The sequence below is a fragment of the Kitasatospora sp. NPDC001225 genome, assembly GCF_053597855.1.
Map to the genome: position 1 here is coordinate 119909 of NZ_JBSFJC010000003.1, position 23550 is coordinate 143458.

Genomic DNA, 23550 nt, shown 5'->3' on the forward strand with positions numbered 1-23550 from the left:
CCCCGCCGCACGACCGCTCCGCACCACCGGGCACCGCAGCCCCACCAGCCACAGCAGCCGTACGTCGCCAGTCGGAGGCAGACCTTGATCCCGTTGTCGTTCGCCCAGCAGCGGCTCTGGTTCATCGAACAGTTCGAGGGACCGAGCGCCCTCTACAACACTCCGTTCGCCCTCCGGCTGACCGGCCGGCTCGACGCCGCCGCCCTCGAAGGCGCGCTCGGGGACGTGGTGGACCGGCACGAGGTGCTGCGCACCGTCTTCCCCACCACCGACGGCCAGCCCCACCAGCACATCCTCACCGAGGGGCGCCCGACCCTGCACCGGGTGCCGGTGGCCGACGAGGCCGAGCTGCCCGCGCTGCTGCACGAGGCGGCCGGGCAGGTCTTCGACCTCGCCGCCGACCTGCCCGTGCGGGCCTGGCTGTACGCGCTGCCCGCGCCGGACGAGCACGTCCTGCTGCTGCTCACCCACCACATCGCCAGCGACGGCTGGTCGGTCGCCCCGCTCTTCCGCGACCTCGCCGAGGCGTACCGGGCCCGGACCACCGGCACCGAGCCGCGGTGGGAGCCGCTGCCGGTGCAGTACGCCGACTACACCCTCTGGCAGCGCGAGCTGCTCGGCGAGGAGGACGACCCGGAGAGCGTCGTCTCCCTGCAACTCGCCCACTGGCGGCAGGAGTTGTCCGACCTGCCGGAGGAGCTGGCGCTCCCCTACGACCGGCCGCGCCCGGCCCGGCCGAGCCGCCGCGGCGGCGCCGCCGACTTCGAGCTGGACGCCGAACTGCACGGCGCGCTCACCGAGTTGGCCTCCGGCCGGCACGCCAGCCTGTTCATGGCGCTGCAGGCCGCGGTCGCCACCCTCTACACCCGCCTCGGCGCCGGCACCGACCTCCCGCTCGGCACCCCCGTGGCCGGCCGCACCGACGAGGCCCTGGACGACCTGGTCGGCTTCTTCGTCAACACCCTGCTGCTGCGCACCGACACCAGCGGCGACCCGACCTTCCGCGAGCTGCTCGACCGCGTCCGGCGCGCGAACCTGGACGCCTACGACCACCAGGACATCCCCTTCGAGCGCCTGGTCGAGCACCTCAACCCCACCCGCACCCCCGCCCGCCACCCGCTCTTCCAGACCGTCGTCACGCTCAACGCGGAGCAGGCCGGCGACCTCGCCTTCGGCACCGCGACGGGCACCCCGGTCGAGGTCGGCGAGGCGCAGGCCCAGTTCGACCTCAACTTCAACTTCGTCGAGCGGCTCGCGGCCGACGGCACCTGCCTGGGCGTGCGCGCCGCCGTCGACTACGCGGCCGACCTCTTCGACCACGCCACCGCCGTCTCCCTCGCCGAGCGGCTGGTGCGCGTCCTGCGCGCCGCCGTGGCCGCCCCGGACGCGCCGATCGGCGGCATCGAGATCCTCGCCCCGGCCGAGCGCGAGCAGCTGCTCACCGGCTGGAACGGGCCGGCCGCGCCGGTCGCCGAGCAGAGCCTGCCCCGGCTGTTCGAGGCCCAGGCCGCCGCCACCCCCGGGGCCCTCGCCCTGGTCTCCGGCACCGAGCGGCTCGACTACGCCGAGCTGAACGACCGCGCCAACCGGCTCGCCGCCCTGCTGCTGGAGCGCGGCCTGACCACCGAGCAGCCGGTCGCGGTGCTGATGGAGCGCTCCGCCGGACTGCTCACCGCCGTCCTCGCGATCGCCAAGGCGGGCGGCACCTACGTCCCGCTGGACGACCGCTACCCGCTGGACCGGCTCCAGCACATCCTCGCCGACACCCGCACCGCCCTGCTGCTCGTCGACCCCGCCCACCAGGGCCACCCGGTGCTCGCCACCGAGGGCTTCGCCACCATCGAGGTCACCGACGCGCTGCTCGCCGGGGCCCCCGCGGCGGGCGACCCGGCCGTGCCCGTCCTGCCCGGCCAGCTGGTCTACGTGATGTACACCTCGGGCTCGACCGGGGTGCCCAAGGGCGTCGCCGTCACCCACCGCAACGTGGTGGACCTGCTCGGCAACCCGCACTTCCGGGCCGGCCACCACGAGCGGGTGCTGCTGCACTCGCCCACCGCCTTCGACGCCTCCACCACCGAGATCTGGGCGCCGCTGGTCACCGGCGGGGCAATCGTGCTCGCCGAGCCCGGCGAGCTGGACATCCGCCGCCTCGCCGAGACCATCACCACCCACGAGGTGACCCTGGTCCAGGCCCCGTCCGGCCTGCTGCGGCTGATGGCCGACGAGGACCCGGCCGCCTTCCGCAACGTCCGCCAGGTGTGGACCGGCGGCGACGTCGTCCCGCCGGAGTCCGTCCGCCGGCTCCACCGGGCCTGCCCGGACACCTCCGTGGTCGCGGTGTACGCCCCCACCGAGACCACCGCCATCAAGACCACCTTCACCATGGCCCCGGGCGGGCCCGTCCCCGCCGTGGTGCCGATCGGGCGCCCGCTGAACAACACCGGGCTGTACGTGCTGGACACCGCGCTCCAGCCCGTCCCGGCCGGCGTGGCCGGCGAGCTGTACATCGCCGGGGCCGGCCTGGCCCGCGGCTACGTCGGCCGCCCCGGCCTGACCTCCGAGCGCTTCGTCGCCTGCCCGTTCGGCGAGCCCGGCGCCCGGATGTACCGCACCGGCGACCTGGTCCGCTGGACCGCCGACGGGGTGCTGGAGTTCCTCGGCCGGGCCGACGACCAGGTCAAGATCCGCGGCTTCCGGATCGAACTCGGCGAGGTGGAGGGCGCGTTCACCGCCCTCCCGGGCGTCGGCCAGGCCTTCGCCGTGGTCCGCGAGGACCGGCCCGGCGACAAGCGCCTGGTGGTGTACGCCACCGGCGACGGCACTCCCGCCGAGCTGCGCGCCGCCGTCGCCGACAGCCTGCCCGGCTACATGCTCCCGGCCGCCGTGGTCGTCCTCGACGCCCTCCCGGTGACGGCCAACGGCAAGGTGGACCGCCGCGCCCTGCCCGCCCCCGACTGGACCGGCGGCGCCGAGGGCCGAGGGCCGCGCACCGACACCGAGCGCGCCCTGTGCGAACTCTTCGCCGACGTCCTCGGGTTGGAGCGGATCGGGATCGACGACAGCTTCTTCGACCTGGGCGGCCACTCGCTGCTCGCCACCAAGCTGGTCGGCCGCATCCGCACCGCGCTCGGCACCGAACTGCCCGTCCGCACGCTGTTCGACGCCCCCAGCGTGGCCGCGCTCGCCGAGGCGCTGCCCGCCCCGGGCGCCGCCCGTCCGGCCCTGCGGCCGGCCGAGCGCCCCGACCGCGTCCCGCTCTCCCCCGCGCAGCAACGCCTCTGGTTCATCGACCAGTTCGAGGGCCCGAGCGCGCTCTACAACACCCCGTGCGCCCTCCGGCTGACCGGCCCGGTCGACGCCGCCGCCCTCCAGGCGGCCCTGGCGGACGTGCTGGAGCGCCACGAGGTGCTCCGCACCGTCTACCCGACCACCGACGGACAGCCGCACCAGCTGCTCCTGGAGAACCCCGAACTCCCGCTGCACACCGCCTCGGTGGCCTCCGAGGAGGAGCTCGTGGCGGCCCTCGCCGAGGCCGGGTCGCAGGTCTTCGACCTCGCCCGCGACCTGCCGGTCCGCGCCACCCTGCTCTCGCTGCCGCACCAGGAGCACGTCCTGCTGGTGCTGATGCACCACATCGCCACCGACGGCTGGTCCGTGGTCCCGCTGGTGCGCGACCTCGCCGAGGCGTACCGGGCCCGCCGCACCGGCGCCGCCCCCGGCTGGGAGCCGCTGCCGGTGCAGTACGCCGACTACACCCTCTGGCAGCACGAGCTGCTCGGCACCGACGAGCGGCCCAGCGCCCTGCTGACCGACCAACTCGCCTACTGGCAGCGAGCCCTGGCCGACCTCCCCGAGGAGCTGACGCTCCCCTTCGACCGGCACCGCACCGCCGCCCCGAGCCGCCTCGGCGCCGCCGTCGAGCTGCGGATGGACGCCGGACTCCACACCTCCCTCGTCGACTTGGCGCAGCGGAGCCGGGCCAGCGTCTTCATGGTGATGCAGGCCGCGCTCGCCACCACCCTGGGCCGGATCGGCGCGGGCACCGACCTGCCGATCGGCACCGTGGTGGCCGGCCGCACCGACGAGGCGCTGGAGGACCTGGTCGGCTTCTTCGTCAACACCCTGGTGCTGCGCACCGACCTCTCCGGCGACCCGAGCTTCCGGGAGCTGGTGGAGCGCGTGCGGGTCTCCACCCTGGACGCCTTCGAGCACCAGGACGTGCCCTTCGAGCGGCTGGTCGAGCTGCTCAACCCGGTGCGCTCGACCGCCCGCCACCCGCTCTGCCAGGTGATGCTGACCTCCGGCGGCGACGCCGGGGAGATCGGCCTCGACGGCCTGCCCGGCCGGGTCGATCAACTGGACTCCGACCTCGCCAAGTTCGACCTGACCTTCGCCTTCAGCGAGAGCTTCGACGCGGCCGGCGCGCCCGCCGGGCTGGGCCTGACGGTGGAGTACGCCGTCGACCTGTTCGACCGGGCCACCGCCGAGGCGACGGCCGCCCGCTTCGAGCGCGCCCTGCGCGCGGTGCTGGCCGACCCGGACCTCGCGGTGGGCCGGGTCGAGGTGCTGGCGCCCGAGGAGCGCGAGCAGCTGCTCACCGGCTGGAACGACACCCGGGAGGACCTCCCGCTCGGCACCTTCCCGGCGCTCTTCGAGGCCCGGGCCGCCGCCCGCCCGGAGGCCGTCGCGCTCTCCTTCGGCGCCGAGCAGGTCACCTACGGCGAGCTGAACGAGCGCGCCAACCGCTTCGCCCGGCTGCTGATCGAGCACGGCGCGGGCCCCGAGCGGTTCGTCGCGATCGCCCTGGAGCGCTCGATCGAGCTGATCGTCGCCCAGCTCGCCGTGCTCAAGGCCGGCGCGGTCTTCCAGCCGCTGGACCCGCGCTACCCGGCCGACCGGATCGCCTACATGCTGGACGACGCCCGGCCCGCGCTGGTCCTCACCAGCCGGGCGCTGGCCGACGGCCTGCTCGCCGACAGCACCGTCCCGCGGCTGCTGATCGAGGACCTGGACGCCTCCGGCCACCCGGCGCACGACCTCACCGGCACCGTGATCACCCCGCACTCGGCCGCGTACGTCATCTACACCTCGGGCTCCACCGGCCGCCCCAAGGGCGTGGTGGTCACCCACACCGGCCTCGCCGCCATGGTGGAGAGCCAGCGCCGGGGCCTGGCCGTCACCCCGGACAGCCGGGTGCTGCTGTTCGCCTCGCCGTCCTTCGACGCGGCCGTCTGGGAGCTGGGCATGGCGCTGCTCACCGGCGCCCGGGCCGTCCTCGGCGACGCCGACCAGCTGCTGCCCGGCCCCTCGCTGACCGAGCTGATCGCCGAGCAGGGCGTCACCCACCTGACCCTGCCGCCGACCGCGCTGGCCGTCCTCGCCCCGGACGCGCTGCCGGAGGGCGGCACCCTGGTGGTGGCCGGCGAGGCCTGCCCGCCCGACCTGGTCGAGCACTGGTCGGCCCGGCTGCGGATGGTCAACGCCTACGGCCCGACCGAGTCCACCGTCTGCGCCAGCATGAGCGAACCGCTCGCCGGCCGGATCGCCCCGCCGATGGGCCGGCCCGTGCTGGACACCCGGCTCTACGTCCTGGACGCCGCGCTCCAGCCCGTCCCGGCCGGGGTCGAGGGCGAGCTGTACATCGCGGGCGCCGGCCTGGCCCGCGGCTACCTCAACCGGCCCGGCCAGAGCGCCGAGCGCTTCGTCGCCGACCCGTACGGCGCCCCCGGCAGCCGGATGTACCGCTCGGGCGACCTGGTCCGCCGCCAGGCCGACGGCACCCTGGAGTACCTGGGCCGCACCGACCACCAGGTGAAGATCCGCGGCTTCCGGATCGAGCCCGGCGAGATCGAGGCCGTGCTGGCCCGCCACCCCTCCCTGGCCCAGGCGTTCGTGCTGGTCCGGGAGGACCGCCCGGGCGACCGCCGGCTGGTCGGCTACGCCGTCGCCCACCCCGGGCGGACGGTCGACCAGGCCGAACTGCGGGCCCACGTCGGCGCGTCCCTGCCGGACTACATGGTGCCCTCGGCGGTCGTCGCCCTGGACGCCCTGCCGCTGACCGCCAACGGCAAGGTCGACCGCAAGGCCCTGCCGGCCCCCGACACCACCTGGCTCGGCTCCGGGCGGGCGCCCGCGACGCCCCAGGAGGAGCTGCTCTGCGGCCTGTTCGCCGACCTGCTCGGACTGGAGAAGGTCGGCGTGGACGACAACTTCTTCGAACTGGGCGGGCACTCGCTGCTGGCCAGCCGGCTGGTCGCGGGCCTGCGCGACCTGGTCGGCGAGGGCGACCGGGTCGGCGTCCGCACGCTGTTCGAGGCGCCGACCGTGGCCCGGCTGGCCGAGCGGCTCACCCGGGGCCCGGCCGCCGAGAGCTTCCCCGTCCTGCTGCCGATCCGCACCCGCGGCTCGCGCCCGCCGCTGTTCTGCGTCCACCCGGCCGCCGGCATCAGCTGGGTCTACACCGGCCTGCTGCGCCACCTCGACGCCGAGCAGCCGATCTACGGCCTCCAGGCCCCCGGCCTGGCCGACCCGGCCGCGCACCCGGCCTCGGTCGAGGAACTCGCCCGGACCTACCTCGCGCAGATCCGCGCCGTCCGCCCCGAGGGCCCGTACGCCCTGCTCGGCTGGTCGTTCGGCGGGGCCGTCGCCCACGCGATCGCCGCGCTGCTGCGCCGCCAGGGCGAGGAGGTCCGGCTGCTCGCGCTGCTGGACGCCTACCCGGGCACCGGCGAGCCGGGGCCCGAGCAGTGGCGGGACGACCCGGCGCAGCTCGCGGTGATCCTCGACTCGCTCGGCCACCCGGCCGGGGAGGTCACCGCCTGGCCCGCCGACGACGACGGCTACGCCGCGCTCGTCCGCGACGGCGAGGGCCCGCTGGCCGGCCTCAGCGGCGCCGGGGTGGCCCGGGTGGTCTCGGTCTTCCAGGCCAACGCCGAGCTGTCCCACGCGCTCCCGCTGCCCGGCTACGACGGCGACGCGGTGTTCTTCACCGCCGCCAAGGACCGGCCGGCCGACGCCCCCGACCCGGAGAGCTGGCGCCCGCACCTGGGCGGCCGGCTCGACGTCCACGAGGTGCCGAGCACCCACGGCGCGATGACGGGCACCGAGGCGCTCGCCGTCATCGGCCCGGTGCTCGCCGCCCGCCTGACCTCCTGACCTCCTGACGCACCGACTTCAGACCCCTACCGACCGCAGGCGACCGACCTGCGCACACCACGCGGACCGCACCCGGTCCGCCCACCGAGAAACGGACACCACCATGACCACTGCGGCCATCCCCGACACCTGGCGTGGCATCACCCCGTCGCCGATCACCTCGACCGACGCCTACAACGGCTTCATCGCCGCCAACGTGATCTTCGCGCTGGACCGGATCGGCCTGCTGGAGTCGATCGGGCGCGGCGAGCCGCTCTCGGCCGCCGAGGCCACCGCCCAGGCCGGCGACACCGCCCGGACCGAGGCCGTGCTGCGCGCCGCCGCCGACTACGGCTACCTCAAGGCCGACGGCGACGCCTACCTGCCCACCGAGGCGGGCCTGGAGATCGCCGCCGCGCGCGGCTACTTCACCTGGGCCGTCGGCGGCTACCACGACGTGTTCGGCCGCGCCGGCCACCTGAGCGCCGGCACCCACCGCTACGACACGGACGTCTTCCGCGACGAGGCGATGGTCGCCCTCGGCTCCGCCCAGTGCGACCAGTCGCTGTTCGCCGCCCAGCTCACCGACGTGCTGAGCGGCATCGACTTCCGGCACATCGCCGACCTGGGCTCGGGCACCTCCGCCCGGGTGCGCCGGGTGGTCTCGCAGCGCGAGGGCTCCCGGGGCCTGGGCATCGACATCAGCCGCCCGGCCACCGACATCGCCCGCCGCGACATCGTCGAGGCCGGCATGCAGGACCGGGTCACCGCCGTCCGCGCGGACGTGCTGGGCCTGCTCGGCACCCAGATCGACAACGACGCCGAGGCCGCCGAGGTGGCCGAGGTCGACACCGTGATGAGCTTCTTCCTGCTGCACGACCTGCTGGCCGACCCGGCCACCCGCTCCTCGATCTTCACCCGGATGCGGGAGTCCTTCCCGAAGGCCCGCACCTTCGTCCTCGGCGACACCATGCTGCGCGACCCGGGCACCTCCGACGGCGCCCAGCCGGTCTTCTCGGTGGGCTTCGAGCTGGCGCACGCGATGATGGGCGTCCCGCTGCACACCAAGGCCACCTACGAGGAGCTGTTCACCGAGGCCGGCCTGCGGATCGACCGCGTCGAGGCGCTCGCCACCCCGCACTCCTGGCTCTACGTCCTCCAGGCCGACTGATGGCCGGCCCGTCGGACGCCAGGTACCTGCTGGCACAGAACGAGCACCCGTACCCGCCGCTGCCGTCGGTGCTGGCGGCGCTGGCCGAGGCCAGTGCCGACCTGCACCGCTACCCGGACTTCCGTCCGGAGCGGATCGCCGGGATCGTCGCCGACTGGCAGGACGTCCCGGCCGGCCAGGTCGTGGTCGGCCACGGCTCGGCGGGCGTGGCGCTGGACCTCTTCCACACGGTGGTCGAGCCCGGCGACAACGTGGTCCACTCGGCGCCCTGCTTCGACGCGTACCCGCTGTTCTGCGAGATCGCCCGGGCCGAGGCCCGGCCGGTCCCGCTCGGCCCCGACGCCCGGCACGACCTGGCGGCGATGGCCGAGCGGATGGACGGGCGCACCCGGATCGTCGTGCTGTGCAACCCGCACAACCCGACCGGCACGGTCTACTCCTGGGCCGAGCTGACGGAGTTCTTCCACCGGGTGCCGGCCACCGCGCTGATCCTGCTCGACGAGGCGTACGTCGACTTCGCCCTGGGCTGGCAGGCCCCGGACGTGCCGGCCCGGATCGCCGAGTGGCCGAACCTCGTGGTGCTGCGCACCCTGTCCAAGTCGCACGGCATCGCCGCGCTGCGGATCGGCTACGCGCTGGCGGAGGAGTCCGTGGCCCAACGGGTACGGGACCACCAGGTGCCGTACGCGGTGAACCGGCTCCAGGAGGCGGGCCTGCTCGCCGCCGTCGGCGCCGAGGACGAGATGGCGCGCCGGATCGCCGAGATCGCCGCGGAGCGGGAGCGCACCGAGGCCGAACTGCTGCGCCTCGGCTGGACGGTGGCGCCCAGCGTCACCAACTTCCTGTGGGTCGACGCCCCCGGCGACCAGCTCCCGCTGCGCGCGGAGCTGGAGCGCCTGGGCGTGGCCGTGCGCTACTACCCCGGCCAGGGCATCCGGGTCGCCATCGGCGAGAAGGACGCCAACGACGCGGTGATCGAGGGCTTCGCCGCCGTCGCCCCGCTCGCCCCGGCCCACCCGGCCACACTCTGAGCGCCCGGCGCCCGACCCGCCGACGCGCCGACCGCCCGGCGCCCTGAGCACCCCGCGTGCGTCAGGGCGCACCCCGGGCGCCCCTGCACCACCGCACAGCACCGCACAGCACCACCGCACCACCGAGCACCACGGCACCACCGCACACCCCTGCACACCCCGAAGCGCCGTCGGCGCAGCGAAGGAACCGCCATGCACCCGCTGTTGGTCCGCCCGGAGTTCCGGCGCTACCTGGCCGGGCAGACCCTGTCCGTCCTCGGTGACAGCGCCCTCTCCATCGCCCTCGGCATCTGGGCCAAGGTGCTGACCGGCAGCAACTCCGCCGCCGGTCTGGTGCTGTTCTGCTTCTCCGCGCCCCTGCTGCTGCTCCCGCTCGGCGGCCTGCTCGCCGACCGGGTCCGGCGCAAGCCGCTGCTGGTCGGGGTCAACCTGGCGGTGGCCCTCTCGCTGCTGCCGCTGCTGCTGGTCGACGGCCGGGACACGGTCTGGATCATCTACTGCACCGCCACGGTCTGCGGTCTGGCCGGGGCCGTCCTGGCCCCGGCGCAGAGCGCGCTGCTGCGCAGCATCCTGACGGAGCGTCAGGACTTCGGCGCGGCGGCCGGGTTGACCCAGAGCGCCCGGGCCGGCACCACGCTGGTGGCGCCGCTGCTCGGCTCGGGCCTCTACGGCTGGTTCGGCGGGCACGTGGTGGCGGTGGCCGACCTCGTCGTGCTGCTGCTGGCCGCGCTGAGCTTCCTCACCCTGCGGGTGGAGGAGGTCAAGCCGGAGCCCTCGGGCCTGCGGTGGCGCACCGAGGTGCTGGCCGGCTTCGTCCACCTGCGCGGTTCGGTCGGGCTGCGGCCGCTGGTCGCGGCCACCGCCGCCTCCGGCTTCGTGCTGAGCCTGCTGCAGCCGGTGCTGTTCGCGCTGACCCAGCACGGGCTGCACCGCTCGCCGCAGTTCCTCGGCGTGCTGGAGACCACCGAGGCCGTCGGCGCGCTGGCCGGCTCGGTGGTCGGCGGCCTGCTGATCGGCAGGCTCGGGCCGCGCCGGACGGTCATGGCGGGCTCGGCGGTGTTCGGCCTCGGGACCGTCCTGCTGCTGGCCCCGTCGCTGTACGTGGTGTCGGCCGGCCTGGTGATCGCGGGCGCGGGCATCCCGGCCGCCATGGTCGGCCTCGCCACCGCCGCCCAGGCCTCCACCCCGCCGCAACTGATGGGGCGCGCCCAGGCGGCCGTCAACCTCTCGCTCACCGCGCCACAGGCGCTGGCCGTCGGCGTCGGCTCCGGCCTGGTGGCCGCCCTGGACTTCCGGGTGGTGCTCGGCGTGATGGTGGTCGGCGCGCTGCTCGCGTCCGCCCACCTGATCGGCAAGCCGGAGGCCCCGACCGAGCCGCCGGAGCCCGAGGGCCCGGACGCGGACGCGGACACCGACGAGGGCGACGGCGAGGGCGAGGGCGACGGCCCGGCCGAGCCCGAGAACGCCAAGGACCTCCAGTCCACCTGATCCCGCGCACCCGCACCCGTACGCCCGCTCCTCCCGATCGTCCTTCAGCACCTCCCGTCCTCCTCACGAGAGAGCTCCTCTGATGACCGACCGTTCCTCTCCCACCGTCACCCCGATCCCCGTCGAGCTGGACCACGTCGAGTTCTACGTGGCCGACCTGGGCGCCGAGACCACCCGGCTGACCACGGAGTACGGCTTCGAGCTGCTCGTCCCGCCGACCGAGCGCGGCGAGGCCGCCGAGCGCTGCCTGTCCGCGCTGGTCGGCCAGGCCTCCATCCGACTGCTGCTCACCCAGCCGCTGGCCGCCGGCCACCCGGCCACCGGCTACCTGGCCCGGCACGGCGACGGCGTCGGCGCCCTCGGCCTGCGGGTGCCGGACGCCACCGACGCGTACCGCACCCTGACCGCCCGCGGCGCCGCCGCGCTGGGCGAGCCGAAGGCCGCGGACGGCTGCGTCACCGCGGTCGTCGACGCCTTCGGCGAGGTGGTGCACACCCTGATCGAGCGCGGCCCCGAGGTCCCGGCCGGCCGCATCCCCGGCCTGCCCGACCCGGCCCCGCTGACCGGCGAGGGCCAGGTCGGCCTGCGGACCGTCGACCACTTCGCCGTCCTGGTGCCGTTCGGCGAGCTGCGCAAGACCGAGCACCGCTACCGCGAGGTCTTCGGCTTCCGGACGATCTTCGAGGAGCGGGTCGAGGTCGGCGCGCTCGGCATGGACTCGGCGGTCGTGCAGAGCGCCGACCACAGCGTCACCCTCACCCTGATCGAGCCGCTCACCGCGGACGCGGGCGGCCAGATCGCCTCCTTCCTGGCCGGCCACGGCGGCGCCGGCGTGCAGCACGTCGCCTTCGCCGCCGAGGACGCGGTGCACTCCGTCTCCACCATGGCCGAGCGCGGCGTGCCGTTCCTGCGCACCCCGCAGACCTACTACGACGCGCTGCCCGGCCGCCTGACGCCGCTGCGGCACTCCTTCGAGCAGCTGCGCGAGCTGAACCTGCTGGTCGACCAGGACCACGACGGCCAGCTGTTCCAGATCTTCACCCGCTCCCAGCACCCGCGGAACACCTTCTTCTTCGAGGTGATCGAGCGCATCCGGGCCCGCAACTTCGGCAGCAACAACATCCGCGCCCTCTACGAGGCCGTGGAGCTCCAGCGCAACGCCAGCGAAGTGGCCGGATGAGCGCGTCCGTCCGCAACGAACCACCGACCGGCCCGGCCGGCGGGCGCCCGGCGCTGTCCGTCGCGGAGTACGCCGACCGGGCCCGGGCCGTGCTCGCGCCCGAGGTCTGGGAGTGGCTGGAGGGCGGTGCCGAGCGCGAGTTGACGCTCGCCGCCAACCGGGCCGCCTTCGACCGGGTGGCCCTGGTGCCCCGGGTGCTGACCGACGTCAGCACCCGGGACACCGCCGCCACCCTGGTGCGCAGCCGGGCGGCCCTGCCGGTGGCGGTGGCACCCGTCGCCTACCACCGGCTGTTCCACCCCGAGGGCGAGCTGGCCTCGGCCCGCGCCGCGGCCGCCGCGGGCGTGCCGTTCACCGTCGGCACGCTCAGCAGCGTCGGCTTCGAGGAGCTCGCGAAGACCGGCGCCACGCTCTGGTTCCAGCTGTACTGGCTGCGCGACCGCGGCCGGCTGCTCGACCTGGTCAGGGCGGCCGAGGAGGCCGGCAGCGAGGCCCTGGTGGTCACCGCCGACGTGCCGTACATGGGCCGCCGGCTGCGCGACGCCAGGAACGCGTTCGCCCTGCCGTCGAACGTCCGCGCGGCGCTGCTGGAGGGCGGCGCCGCCGGGCGGGCGCACGAGTCCACCGCCGCCGTCTCGGCGGTGGCCGCGCACACCGCGGAGCTGCTCTCCCCCGGCGTCACCTGGGCCGACCTCGAGTGGCTGCGCGGCGAGACCGACCTGCCGCTGGTGGTCAAGGGCGTGCTCGACCCGGCCGACGCCCGGCGGGCCGCCGGGATCGGCGCCGCGGCCGTGGTGGTCTCCAACCACGGCGGCCGCCAGCTCGACCGGGCCGTGCCCGCCGTGACGATGCTGCCGGAGGTCGCCGAGGCGCTGGCCGGCGAGGACTGCCAGGTGCTGCTGGACAGCGGGGTGCGCGGCGGCTCGGACGTGCTCACCGCGCTGGCCCTCGGCGCCACCGGGGTCCTGCTCGGGCGCCCGCTGATCTGGGGCCTGGCGGCCGGCGGCGAGGCGGGCTGCACCGAGGTCCTCGACCTGCTCGCCACCGAGCTGCGGCACGCGCTCGGCCTCGCGGGCTGCGCCGACCCCCGGGCCGCCGCCGAACTGCGCACCACCACCCTGCCCTGCCCCGTCTGGAGCACCCCGTGACCACCATCGCCGCACCGCACGACCTGCTGCTCGCGGGCCTGCACACCTCCCTCGCCGACCCGGCGATGACCTCGATGAACCTGCTCAACGAGATCTCCATCCGTTACCCGGAGGCGGTCTCCTTCGCGGCCGGCCGCCCGGCCGAGCAGTTCTTCGAGCTGGACGCCGTCCACCGCCACCTGGACCGCTACCTCGACCACCTGCGCACCGAGCGCGGGCTGACCGAGGAGGCGGCCCGCCGGCAGGTGCTCCAGTACGGGCGGACCAAGGGGATCATCCACGAGCTGATCGCCACCCACCTCGCCACCGACGAGGGCATCGAGGTGCCCGCCGAGTCGATCGTGGTGACGGTGGGCTGCCAGGAGGCGATGTTCCTGGTGCTGCGGGCGCTGCGCCGCGGCCCCGAGGACCTGGTGCTGGCCGTCTCCCCCACCTACGTGGGGCTGACCGGCGCGGCGCTGCTGGCCGACCTGCCGGTGCGGGCGGTCGCCGACGGCCCGGACGGCGTGGACCTCGCCGACCTGCGCCGCCAACTGGCCGCCGCCCGGGCCGAGGGGCTGCGCCCGCGGGCGCTCTACCTGGTGCCGGACGTGGCCAACCCGAGCGGGGCCAGCCTGCCGCTGGAGCTGCGCCGGGAGCTGCTGGCGCTGGCCTCCGAGGAGGACTTCCTGCTGCTGGAGGACAACCCGTACTGCGTGTTCGCCGGCGAGGAGCGGCTGCCCTCGCTCAAGGCGCTGGACACCGACCGGCGGGTGGTCCACCTCGGCTCCTTCGCCAAGACGGCCCTGCCGGGCGCCCGGGTCGGGTACGTGGTGGCGGACCAGCTGGTGGCGGACGGGCAGGGCGGCACCGGGCTGTTCGCCGACCTGCTCGGCATGATCAAGAGCATGACCACGGTGAACACCTCGCCGATCGCCCAGGCCGTGATCGGCGGCGCGCTGCTGGAGCACGGCCACAGCCTGCGGGCCGCCAACACCGAGGTGGCCGCGCTCTACCGGCGCAACCTCGCGCTGGTGCTGGAGGGCCTGGCCCGGCGCTTCCCGCCCGGCTGCGGGGTGACCTGGAACGAGCCGCGCGGCGGGTTCTTCCTGGTGCTCACGGTGCCGTGCGTGGTGGACGACGCGCTGCTGGAGCGCTCCGCCTCGGAGTACGGGGTGATCTGGACACCGATGTCGCACTTCTACCCGGGGACGGGCGGGGAGCACCAACTGCGGCTCTCCGTCAGCCAGGTCGACCCGGCCACCGTCGACCGGGGGCTGGACGGGCTGGCCGCGCTGCTCGCCGCGCAGTCCTGACCGGCCCCGGAAGGGGGGCGTCCCGTCCGGGGCGCCCCCCTTCCGGCCCGCTCCGACCCCCACGAGGGTAGGTTTCAGGCATGCTTGACTACCTCTCACGCACCATCGCCGCCTACGAGCACAGCGCCGACAAGTACGAGTCCGCCACCAAGGGCATGGTCCCGGACGAGGAGCTCGACCTCTTCACCGGGATGCTCCCCGATCCGGCCGGGCCGGTCCTGGACGCCGGGTGCGCCTTCGGCCGCGACACGGCCCTGCTGGCGGCCAGGGGCGTGGCGGTGACCGGCGTCGACCTGAGCGAGCCCTTCGTCGCCCGGGCCCGGGAGCTCCACCCCGGCCTGGACTTCCGGCGCATGGACGTGTGCGCGCTGGACCTCCCCGACGCCTCCTTCGCGGGCGTCTGGTCCCAGGCGACGCTGCTGCACCTCAGGGACGAGCACGTGGCGGCCGCGCTGGCCGAGTTCCACCGGGTGCTGCGGCCCGGCGGGGCGCTGTTCGTCAGCTTCAAGGAGGGGGAGGGCGAGGAGGAGTTCGTCGAGTCCTTCAGCGCCGACGCCGCCCGCTTCTTCCGCTACCAGACCGCCGACCGGGTCCGCGGCCTGCTGGAGGCGGCCGGCTTCACCGGGGCCGACGTCCGCGTCGTCAACGAGCGGCAGCGCTACGGCGCCGGGCACCGCGACCTCAACTGGCTGACCGCGTACGCCCGTACCGCCTCCTGAGCCGGCAGAGCCCGGCCCTACGCCGCGGGCGCCAGCGCCCCCGCCGTGCGGGCCGCCAGCCGGGCCACCCGGTCGGCGGCCCGTACCGCCTCCCGCGCGTCGACGCCGGAGAACGCGAGCCGCACCGAGCCCGGGGGCGCGTCGAAGGCCGAGCCGGGCCCCACCACGAGGTCCAGTCCGGCGAGTTCGGCCAGGACCCGCTCCTCCGTGGCGCCCCGCCAGGACAGCAGCAGGGACATCCCTCCCCCGGTGAACTCCCAGCCCAGCAGCTCGCCGAGCCGCTCGGTGAACAGCCGGCGTGCCTCCAGCGTGGGTTCGACGCAGGCCCGGACCAGCGAGGTCAGCGCGGACCGGTCGAGGAAGCCGGCCCAGGCCCGCTGCCAGGTGGTGGCGGGCCCGGCGGCGCGCAGCGTCGGCAGCGCGGCGGACGGGTCGGGCAGGGTCGCCCAGCCGAGCCGGCTGCCGCCGCCGCACAGCTTCGCCAGTGAGGTCACGCCCCAGCAGCCGTCGGGTGGTTCCTCCGGCGGGGCGAACCAGCGGTAGACCTGGTTGACCACCACCTGGTGCCCCTCGGCGGCCAGTTCCGCCAGGGCCAGGCGGCCGGCCGCGTCCAGCGACCGGCCGTCCGGATTGCGGTACGGGCTGGTCACCCAGACCGTCACCGGCTCCGGGCCGCCGCGGGCCGCGCCGGGGAGGTCCTCCCAGGCCAGCGCCCGGACCTCGGACGCCCCGGCGAGGACCGGCCCGATGTCGGCGAAGCCCGGCCGCTCCACCAGTGCGGTACGGGTGCGCCCCGCCCAGCTCCCGGCGAACTGGCGCACCCCGCCGGTGACCACCGTCCGCTCCGGCGGGGCGCCGAACAGCTCGGCCAGCCGCTCCAGCAGCTCCGGGTCGCCCTGCGCGGGCGGGGTGCTCCAGCAGTCCGCCCGCGCCAGGGCCCGGTCGTGCGCCGCACCGAAGCGGCGCACCAGGGCCGGCGGCCAGGGGCGGGGCGGACCGCCGAGGTCGAGCATCAGCCCCGGCCCGCGGCGACCGCCCGGGCGCCGGCGATCAGCTCGCCCGGCAGCCGGTAGTCCACGGTGGCGAGGAAGGTCTCGTCCTCGATCCGCACGTACTGCCCGTACGGGGTGTCGAGCCGCTGGATGCCCCGGTCCGCCCTGAGCGCCTTGGCGGGGCCGGGGGTGGCGGGGTTCGGCGGGACCGGCCGGCCGGCCAGCAGGTCCTCGGCGATGTCCACCGGGACGAGCCGCACGCAGGTCCACGGGTTCAGCGCGAAGGGCTCGGCGCTGCCGCCGTCCGCCGGGCCCGCCACGCTCAGCGACAGCCGGTTGCGGTAGTAGCCGTACGCGTCGGCGGCCAGCCTCACCGCGCCGACCAGCCCGCCGCGCCGGCGCCCCTCCCCGAAGGCGTGCACGGTGGTGCCCAGGCAGCGCCGCTCCCAGTGCGGCTCCCGCGGGTTCGGCACCGGCTCCAGGGTGCGCACCGCGGGCAGGGCGCGCAGCCGCTCCTCCTGCGCCGCCGTGAGGGCCGTGCCGGCCCGCAACCCGGCCACGATGAAGCCGAGGAAGCCCTCCAGGCCGGCCTGGCGCAGCCGGGCGGCGAAGCGCGGGACGTCGAACTCCGGCAGCGAGAGCGCCATCAGCAGGTCGTTGGTGTCCTTGGCCGTCACGAAGTAGTCGCCCGCGGCGTTGTTGACGACGCAGGCGAGGTTCTCCTCGGGCGCGAGGACGTGGATCCCGGGCTCCCCGGCGGGCAGCCGCGGGGTCAGCCCGATCCGGCTGCTGTGCCGCACCGAGTAGTCGCCGAAGTGGATGTCCACGTTCAGCAGGTCCTCGGCACCGTCCGGCGCGACCAGCGGGAACTGCCCGTACACGAGGTTCTCGCTCGGGTCGTACTTGATCCACGGCAGTTCGGCCTTCAGGTACTGGTAGCCGTGCTCCGTGCGCAGCGCCCTGACCAGGACGCTCGCGTCGGACCGGGTCCGCACGAAGACGTCCAGGTCGCTGAAGTCGCGCACGCCGGGGTCGCGGTAGGTCGCGCGGGCGCCGAGTCCCTTGATCGCGAAGAACTCCAGGCCCGCGTCGCGGGCGATCCGCTCCAGCATCTCCAGGTTGGCGTCCAGGACCTTGTGCATCCGCTTGAGGCTGTCCGTCTTGGGACGCATCGCGGCCATACAGCCGCGCACGCCCGGCCGGTCCTCGTACGGGGCGAGGCGGGACATCACCAGCGTGCGCATCCGCAGGGTCTCCAGGAAGCGGGCCGCTTCCAGGGAGCCCATCGAGGCGATGGCGGTCAGCGAGCGCTCGATGCCGTACAGCGGTTGGAGGCTGGAGAGGCTGCGCAGGGCGGCCAGGTCGTCAGGGGTGGGGGATTCGGTTCCCATGGTGGTCTTTCCTCGTGCTCTCGGGTGGCCGGGGGTGGCCGCGGTCACGGGCGTGGCCGCGTTCAGTGCAGGACGCCCTGGCGCACCAGCAGGTCGCGGATGCCGGAGACCTTCTCCGCGCCGAGGCGCCGCTTGGCGATCTCCGCCTCGTCCTCGACCGTGTGCCCGTACTGCCACCAGGCCTCGCCGGTCTCGTTGTTCATGACCACGAAGCGGTCCTTGGCGGCCGGGCCGCGGACGATCAGCGAGGTGGTGTCGGGCACGGCGGCGACCGAGTGCACCAGGGTGTGGCGGATCACGTAGCCGGTGCCGGGCGTCTCGTCCCGGACCATGAAGGGCTCACCGAGCTTGGTGTCGGTGGTCAGCTCCTCGTAGTCGCCGTAGAGGTAGTGGCGGTAGCTGCCGGCCAGCACCCGGTTGCCGAAGGTCCAGCGGTGGTTGTGCGGACGGTCGAACTCGCGGTCGCGGAAGACGTGCAGCCGTACCCGCACGCCGCTCGCGGCGTCGTTGACCAGGACCACCCGGTCCAGCTCCTGCAGCCGTTCGCTCTGCACCAGCAGGTCCGGCGTGGCCAGGACGTGGTCGAAGGCCGCGCCGAGCCACTCCTCCGTGCTCAGCTCCTCCAGCAGCTCCGCGAGCTGGTCGTGGAGGACCGGGAGGTCCTCCCAGGCGAGGGCGGCGAGCCGGGCCGGGTCGATGAGCTGGTCCCCCGTGGCGGTCATGGCTGTCACTGTTCCTTCCCCACGTGCGCGTGATGGTGCGGTCGCCCCTGGAGTTCCCGGGGTTCCCGGAGTTCGTGAAGGTCTCGCTGCTCCTGCTGGTCCCGCTGCTCCTGCTGGTCCCGCTGCTCCTGCTGGGCGGCGAGCCGGCGCCGCGCCCGGTCCTGGATCTTGGGGAGCATCTCCGGCGCCCGCAGCATCAGCGGCAGCAGCTCCGGCTCCGTGGTCAGCGCGCGCAGCATCAGGTTCACCGTGACCCCGTGGCCCGGCCGCTTGACCACCTCGACGGGATCGCCCGGCGAGACCTCGCCCTCGGTCAGGACCCTCAGGTAGGCGCCCGGCGCGCCGTTCGCGATGAACCGCTTGACCAGGTCCGGGACGTCCCAGAAGCCCGCGAAGACCCGGCAGGGCTTGCGCGGGCGGATCACCTCGAAGACCGCGCCGCCGATCCGCCAGCGCTCGCCGATCTCGGCGTGGGTGACGTCGACGCCGACGGTGGAGAAGTTCTCGCCGAAGTTCCCGGGCGCCACGGTGCGGCCGAGTTCCCGCTCCCAGAAGCCGGCGTCCTCGCGCGCGAACGCGTACACCGCCTTGTCGACGCCGCCGTGCGCCTTCGTGTTGACGATCAGGTCGCCGTCGAGCCCGGTGGCCCGGGCCATGACGGGGCCGGGCACCGGCCGCTTGTCGATGCCGCTGCGGCCGTTGGAGGTCCACGGCCCGGTGCGCTCGACGCCGAGGTTGACGGTGAGCAGCCGCCCCGCCGTGGTCACCTCGGCCCGTCCCAGTCCGCGGTGACGTTCGGGACGCTGGTGGTCACGCCGGGGAGGTTCATCTCCTTCAGCAGGTGGGTGATCACGGTCAGCAGGTCCCAGCGGCTGGGGTGCTCGTACGGGACGCCGTGGGTGGCCGCCATGACCTCGGTCAGCGCGACCTCGCCGCCCGCGGCGCGGCGGGCGGCCAGCTCGCCCGGCCGGCCCGGGGCGGTGCGCAGCCGCTCCCAGCTGAGCTCGTAGTCGAAGTCGTGGGCCGGGTGGCGGCTTTCGAGCGTGTCGAAGGCGGCCAGCACCTCGGGGAGGGCGTCGTGGTCGGCGAGGATCCGTTCGCGCATCAGGGCGCGGCGGTCGTCGTCGCACAGGACGGAGATCTCCCGGAACACGTCGATCGGCTCGTCCGAGCAGTGCATGAAGTTGAACAGGCCGTTGACGACGCCCAGTTGGTGGCGCAGGTGGTCGGGGTGACGCTGCTCCGGATCGGCCGGGCCCTTGAGGGAGTTCAGGCGGATGGCGGCCGGCATCCGGCCGGGCGCCCACCGGGTGTCCTTCAGGACCAGGCAGACCGTGTCGATGCTGGGCAGGATCAGGTCCATCGCCTCGACCCGGTCCCAGGTGGCGATGTTGAAGTGGTGGCGCCAGACCTCGCGGATGGTCTGCCGGTCGTGCCGGAAGACCACCACGTCGACCGGCTCGAAGCCGGCGCCGGCCAGCGCCCGGACGGCGGAGCGCAGCCGACGGCCCGCGGTGGCCTCGGCCTTGAGCATGCACAGCGTGATGCCGAGCATCCGCGGCAGGTCCCCGCCGAAGGTCCAGCAGCTCTCCCGGAGGTACTGCTCCACGGAGTACATCCGCGCCTTCTCCGGGGACCAGGTGAGCTGGTCGAGGACGTCCTGGTCGACTTCGCTGAGCCGCTCCCGGTCTGGCAATGCTTCGGACAGCACGTGTGCTCTCTCCCTGTCTTTCAGGACACCGGTGCCGCGGCCTGGGCACCGGGACGGTCGCCGAGGACCCCGGCGACGAAGTCCACCTCCGCCCGGCGCTGGTAGCCGTTGGGCTCGGCGTGTCCGGCGAACGGCCACACGCCGATCCGCTTCGGCCCGGCGTAGTGGTGGTAGGTGGTGGCGACGGAGGCCGGGGAGCAGACCTGGTCCCGCATCGCGAGGGAGAACAGGGCCGGGCAGGCGGCGCGTTCGGCCAGCGCGACGCCGTCGAAGTAGGCGAGGGTGTCCAGGACGCGTCCGACGTGCTGCGGGTGGAACTGGCAGAACCGCAGCAGTTCGCGGTAGGGCTGCCGGTCCGGGAGCCGCGCCGCGTCGGTCACGTCGCACAGGAACGGGGACTCGACCAGCGCCGCCGCCACCCGCCCGTGCAGCGCGGCGGCGGCGAGGGCCAGCAGGCCGCCCTGGCTGCAGCCGGAGACGACGATCCGCCCGGGGTCCACCGCCGGGTGCGCGAGCGCGGTGTCCACCGCGCGCACGGCGTCGACGTAGGCGTCGCGGTAGTAGTACCCGGCCGGGTCCAGTACGCCACGGGTGACGAATCCCGGTACCTGCGGGTGCGTCGCCCCGACCGGGTCGGGGGTGTCCCCCGGGCGCAGGTTGGCGCCCCCCTGGCCGCGGGTGTCGACCACCAGCACGGCCCGGCCGACGGCGGGCCACAGCAGCCAGTCCAGCGGGGCCCCGCGGCCCTCGCCGTAGCCGAGGAACTGCACCACGCAGGGCACGGGCGCCGGCCGGTCCGGGCCGGCGGCCGGTGCGGGCCGGGGCACGATCAGCCAGGCCGCGATGCGGTGGCCGCGCGAGCCCGCGAAGGACGTGTCGTACACCGTGGCGGCGGCCAGCGCGCTGGGGGCCTCGGTGAAGACGGGGTCCAGCGGGTGCGCCGCCGAGTCCAGGGTGTCCCGCCAGAAGGCGTCGAAGTCCGCCGGGGCGCGGCGGGCGGACCGGAGCCCGGCGAGCGCGTCGGGGAGGCCGGTCATGCCGGGACCGCGGGGGCGTTCTGCCAGGATTCGAGCAGGACGTTGGGGAAGATCCGCCCGATGCCCGGTTCGTTGAAGCGCAGGCTGTGCGTCAGCACGCTGAGCAGGTCCCAGTGCTGGGCCGGACCGTCCGCACCGGCGCGCAGGGCGGCGGCGATCTGCCGGACGGAGACCTCCCGGCCCGCCGCGCGCAGGCGCGCCGGCTCGCCGGCCGGCCCCTCGGCCGCGGCCAGCCGTCGCCAGCTGTTCTCCAGGTCCAGGTCGTGCGCGGGGGTCTCGGCCTCCAGCTCCGCGAAGGCGGCGAGGGCCTCGGGCACCGCGTCGTGTCCGGCGCGCACCCGGGCGTGCAGCAGCCGGCGGCGCTCCTCGTCGCAGACGATGGCGATCTCGCGCATCACGTCGATGGGCTCGTCGGAGGTGTGGGTGAAGTTGAACAGGCCGTTGACCGCGCCGAGCCGGCTGCGCAGGTGCTCGGGGCGGCGCTGCGCCGGGTCGGACGGCCCCTTGAGGGCGGTCAGCCGGACGGCGGCCGGGACGTCGCCGGGGGTCCACCGCTCGTCCCTGAGGACCAGCATCACCGAGTCGGAGGTGCCGAGGACCAGGTCCATCGCGTCGATCCGCTCCCGGCTGGCGAAGTTCAGCTGGAAGCGCCAGGTCTCCCTGACGGTGAGCCGGTGGTGGCGGAAGCGGACCGCGTCGACCGGGCGGAAGCCGTTGTCGCGCAGCGCGTCGAGGGCCGGGCGGTAGCGCCGCCCGGCGGCGGCCTCGGGCTTGAGCACGCACAGGGTGGTCCGCAGCACGTCGTCGAGGTCGTCGCCGAAGAGCCGGCTGCTCTCACGGAAGTAGTTGTCCACCCCGTACAGCCGCGCCTTGGCCGGCGACCGGGTCACCGTCCGGACCAGGCCGGGCGGGATGTCGTGGAGGAGCACCTCGGGGGCGGCGGCCGTCTCGAGCTTGTCTGTCGTCACCGCGGTGCCGTCCTTCCGGTTCGTTCGTCGGCTCACAGGGAGAGCCCCTCGGTCAGTCCGGCCGCGTGGAAGGCGTCCAGGGTCCCCGGGTCGTCCAGGGCGCCGATCTCCACGAAGTACCGGATGGTCGTGCGGCTGGCCTCGGCGATGGAGGCGCGCACGTCGGCGGCCTCGTACGACTCGGCCATGACGGCCTCCGCCTCCCCGGTGCCGAGGCCGGCGGCGAGCAGGGAGCGGGCGACGGCGGGGTAGTCCGGTTCGAGGAAGACCGTGACCAGTTCGGGCAGCCAGGGCCCGAGCAGCCGGCGCTGCCGGGGGCTCAGGGAGTGCCAGAAGTACTTGAGCACGCCGTGGAAGTACGCGTGGTGCTTGCCCTCGTCCTCGGCGTGGTCGCGGACCAGGTCGCGGACGGCGGCGGGCAGCCGGCGGTCGCGCGGGAGGTCGGAGAGGATCGCCGAGATCAGGGTCTCGCTGACGATGCAGAAGGCGAGGGACTGGGCGCCGCGCAGCTCGGGCTGCATGAGCGCGCGGATCTCCTCCAGCCTGCGCACGAAGGCGGGTTCGGCCGTGGTCGGGGCGATCCCGGTCTCCGCGGCGACCTGCGTCATGAGGTCGTGGGAGAACTGCGCGTGCCAGGCCTCGTCGGTCGAGATCTTGAAGGCGTCCTGCCGCATGCCCGCGGCCAGACCGAGGTCGTCCCGGCCGCGGCTGAGGGCCACGGTCACGGGGAGTACGGCGACGGACTCCAGCTCCGTGGTGAAGTGCAGGTAGTGGCAGAGCCGCTCGACGAGTATGCGGCGGACCGTCCCGGGTGCGGCATCGCGCACGATCGGGTGGGACACGACGGGAACAAGTTCGGGTGGGAAATAGACCTGGTCGTCGGACGGCTGCGCGAGTACTCGGCTCGGTTTGACACGGACGCTCGCACGCTGATCCCAATTACCGAATTTGCTTTGGTACTCGTCAGCTACCGCGGACTCCGGGCACGCAATGACTGACCGTTTTGCGGGCATGAGCTCGACCATAGGTCAAGCCCGACCGACAAGTAAAGAACAAAACTTCGAGGATTCACGGGAGAAGGCATCCGGCGTTTTTCTCCCCCAAATGGGACACACATACCCCTTCGACACCCTGACGCAGATGAACCGGACAAAACGGGCGCGTCAGTTGAACACCCGGGCCGGCCGATCCGTACATAAGAAAATGCCGAACCGGGTTGACCGCGGATCCTCAACCGCGATAGGAAGTTAACGCAGCGGTTACGGAGAAGACGCCGAACCGCCCGGTACGGGGGTACCAGCGCCGCACTTCTGCTCGGTCCGAGCACTGCGGATGCGCTGATGAATGTTTCGGTGGGATCGACACTGCCCTGCGCAGGTCGGACACATCGTGTGTGTCAACGCACCCATGCGGAACTTCATCCTCCAAATTTATGCCAAGGGAGGAGGTGAAAGTCATGAAGAAGTACATCAAGCCGTCGGCCAAGAAGGTCGGCACCGGCACCATCCTGTCGAACGGCAACTGATGCCGGCGACGTGCGCCACGCCCGGAAACGGGCGTGGC

At 74.3% G+C, this 23550-nt stretch carries 15 protein-coding genes and 1 pseudogene; 8 read left to right on the forward strand and 8 right to left on the reverse strand.

Annotated elements, in window-relative coordinates; translation table 11 throughout:
• Positions 1-84: 84 nt before the first annotated feature.
• The 8 genes and pseudogenes from ACWDCZ_RS01790 to ACWDCZ_RS01825 all read left to right on the forward strand — a co-directional run.
• Positions 85-7155: pseudogene (locus tag ACWDCZ_RS01790) on the forward strand (amino acid adenylation domain-containing protein); the annotation flags it as partial.
• Between the two features lie 103 nt (positions 7156-7258).
• The gene (locus ACWDCZ_RS01795) at positions 7259-8305 is read left to right on the forward strand and encodes a class I SAM-dependent methyltransferase (RefSeq protein WP_049649758.1); all 1047 of its coding nucleotides are present in this window, start codon (positions 7259-7261) and stop codon (positions 8303-8305) included.
• On the forward strand, positions 8305-9336 hold the full coding sequence (locus ACWDCZ_RS01800; protein ID WP_449814960.1) for a pyridoxal phosphate-dependent aminotransferase: 1032 nt from the start codon (positions 8305-8307) through the stop codon (positions 9334-9336). The genes ACWDCZ_RS01795 and ACWDCZ_RS01800 overlap by 1 nt, the downstream gene beginning before the upstream one ends.
• Positions 9337-9528: 192 nt before the next feature.
• The gene (locus tag ACWDCZ_RS01805) at positions 9529-10824 is read left to right on the forward strand and encodes an MFS transporter (protein WP_449814961.1); all 1296 of its coding nucleotides are present in this window, start codon (positions 9529-9531) and stop codon (positions 10822-10824) included.
• Positions 10825-10906: 82 nt separating this feature from the next.
• Complete coding sequence (hppD, locus tag ACWDCZ_RS01810) at positions 10907-12004, forward strand: 4-hydroxyphenylpyruvate dioxygenase (protein ID WP_049649755.1); 1098 nt, start codon at positions 10907-10909, stop codon at positions 12002-12004.
• Positions 12001-13152 (forward strand): alpha-hydroxy acid oxidase, encoded by a 1152-nt coding sequence (locus tag ACWDCZ_RS01815; protein WP_449814962.1) that lies wholly within the window; start codon positions 12001-12003, stop codon positions 13150-13152. Before hppD ends, ACWDCZ_RS01815 begins: the two co-directional genes overlap by 4 nt.
• Positions 13153-13217: 65 nt before the next feature.
• On the forward strand, positions 13218-14447 hold the full coding sequence (locus tag ACWDCZ_RS01820; protein ID WP_117492098.1) for an aminotransferase-like domain-containing protein: 1230 nt from the start codon (positions 13218-13220) through the stop codon (positions 14445-14447).
• Positions 14448-14527: 80 nt separating this feature from the next.
• A complete protein-coding gene (locus ACWDCZ_RS01825) occupies positions 14528-15166 on the forward strand; it encodes a class I SAM-dependent methyltransferase (protein WP_074004067.1) in 639 nt (212 codons plus the stop codon).
• Between the two features lie 17 nt (positions 15167-15183).
• Here the strand turns inward: ACWDCZ_RS01825 and ACWDCZ_RS01830 are convergent, their stop codons facing one another.
• The 8 genes from ACWDCZ_RS01830 to ACWDCZ_RS01865 all read right to left on the reverse strand — a co-directional run bounded on the left by ACWDCZ_RS01830 (position 15184) and on the right by ACWDCZ_RS01865 (position 23012).
• Positions 15184-16179 (reverse strand): aminotransferase class I/II-fold pyridoxal phosphate-dependent enzyme, encoded by a 996-nt coding sequence (locus tag ACWDCZ_RS01830; protein WP_117490515.1) that lies wholly within the window; start codon positions 16177-16179, stop codon positions 15184-15186.
• Positions 16179-17549 (reverse strand): nucleotidyltransferase family protein, encoded by a 1371-nt coding sequence (locus ACWDCZ_RS01835; RefSeq protein WP_449814963.1) that lies wholly within the window; start codon positions 17547-17549, stop codon positions 16179-16181. Before ACWDCZ_RS01835 ends, ACWDCZ_RS01830 begins: the two co-directional genes overlap by 1 nt.
• A gap of 62 nt (positions 17550-17611) precedes the next feature.
• On the reverse strand, positions 17612-18271 hold the full coding sequence (locus ACWDCZ_RS01840; protein ID WP_117490511.1) for a hypothetical protein: 660 nt from the start codon (positions 18269-18271) through the stop codon (positions 17612-17614).
• Between the two features lie 5 nt (positions 18272-18276).
• A complete protein-coding gene (locus tag ACWDCZ_RS01845; protein ID WP_449814964.1) occupies positions 18277-19038 on the reverse strand; it encodes an MOSC domain-containing protein in 762 nt (253 codons plus the stop codon).
• A complete protein-coding gene (locus tag ACWDCZ_RS01850) occupies positions 19035-19982 on the reverse strand; it encodes a nucleoside-diphosphate kinase (protein WP_147409231.1) in 948 nt (315 codons plus the stop codon). The genes ACWDCZ_RS01845 and ACWDCZ_RS01850 overlap by 4 nt, the downstream gene beginning before the upstream one ends.
• Before the next feature lie 20 nt (positions 19983-20002).
• Positions 20003-21019 carry an acetylxylan esterase gene (locus ACWDCZ_RS01855; RefSeq protein WP_449814965.1) on the reverse strand — a complete coding sequence of 339 codons (1017 nt, stop codon included), beginning with the start codon at positions 21017-21019 and terminating at the stop codon, positions 20003-20005.
• Positions 21016-21987, reverse strand: coding sequence for a nucleoside-diphosphate kinase (locus ACWDCZ_RS01860; RefSeq protein ID WP_181970742.1), 972 nt, complete (start codon positions 21985-21987; stop codon positions 21016-21018). The genes ACWDCZ_RS01855 and ACWDCZ_RS01860 overlap by 4 nt, the downstream gene beginning before the upstream one ends.
• A gap of 32 nt (positions 21988-22019) precedes the next feature.
• The gene (locus ACWDCZ_RS01865; RefSeq protein ID WP_117490500.1) at positions 22020-23012 is read right to left on the reverse strand and encodes a diiron oxygenase; all 993 of its coding nucleotides are present in this window, start codon (positions 23010-23012) and stop codon (positions 22020-22022) included.
• Between the last annotated feature and the right edge of the window lie 538 nt (positions 23013-23550).

Coding starts and splice junctions, on each gene's coding strand:
- ACWDCZ_RS01855 (WP_449814965.1), bottom strand. CDS start 21,019: ATGACCGGCCTCCCCGACGCGCTCGCCGGGCTCCGGTCCGCCCGCCGC.
- ACWDCZ_RS01835 (WP_449814963.1), bottom strand. CDS start 17,549: ATGGGAACCGAATCCCCCACCCCTGACGACCTGGCCGCCCTGCGCAGC.
- ACWDCZ_RS01815 (WP_449814962.1), top strand. CDS start 12,001: ATGAGCGCGTCCGTCCGCAACGAACCACCGACCGGCCCGGCCGGCGGG.
- ACWDCZ_RS01825 (WP_074004067.1), top strand. CDS start 14,528: ATGCTTGACTACCTCTCACGCACCATCGCCGCCTACGAGCACAGCGCC.
- hppD (WP_049649755.1), top strand. CDS start 10,907: ATGACCGACCGTTCCTCTCCCACCGTCACCCCGATCCCCGTCGAGCTG.
- ACWDCZ_RS01795 (WP_049649758.1), top strand. CDS start 7,259: ATGACCACTGCGGCCATCCCCGACACCTGGCGTGGCATCACCCCGTCG.
- ACWDCZ_RS01830 (WP_117490515.1), bottom strand. CDS start 16,179: ATGCTCGACCTCGGCGGTCCGCCCCGCCCCTGGCCGCCGGCCCTGGTG.
- ACWDCZ_RS01820 (WP_117492098.1), top strand. CDS start 13,218: ATGACCTCGATGAACCTGCTCAACGAGATCTCCATCCGTTACCCGGAG.
- ACWDCZ_RS01800 (WP_449814960.1), top strand. CDS start 8,305: ATGGCCGGCCCGTCGGACGCCAGGTACCTGCTGGCACAGAACGAGCAC.
- ACWDCZ_RS01840 (WP_117490511.1), bottom strand. CDS start 18,271: ATGACCGCCACGGGGGACCAGCTCATCGACCCGGCCCGGCTCGCCGCC.
- ACWDCZ_RS01865 (WP_117490500.1), bottom strand. CDS start 23,012: ATGGTCGAGCTCATGCCCGCAAAACGGTCAGTCATTGCGTGCCCGGAG.
- ACWDCZ_RS01805 (WP_449814961.1), top strand. CDS start 9,529: ATGCACCCGCTGTTGGTCCGCCCGGAGTTCCGGCGCTACCTGGCCGGG.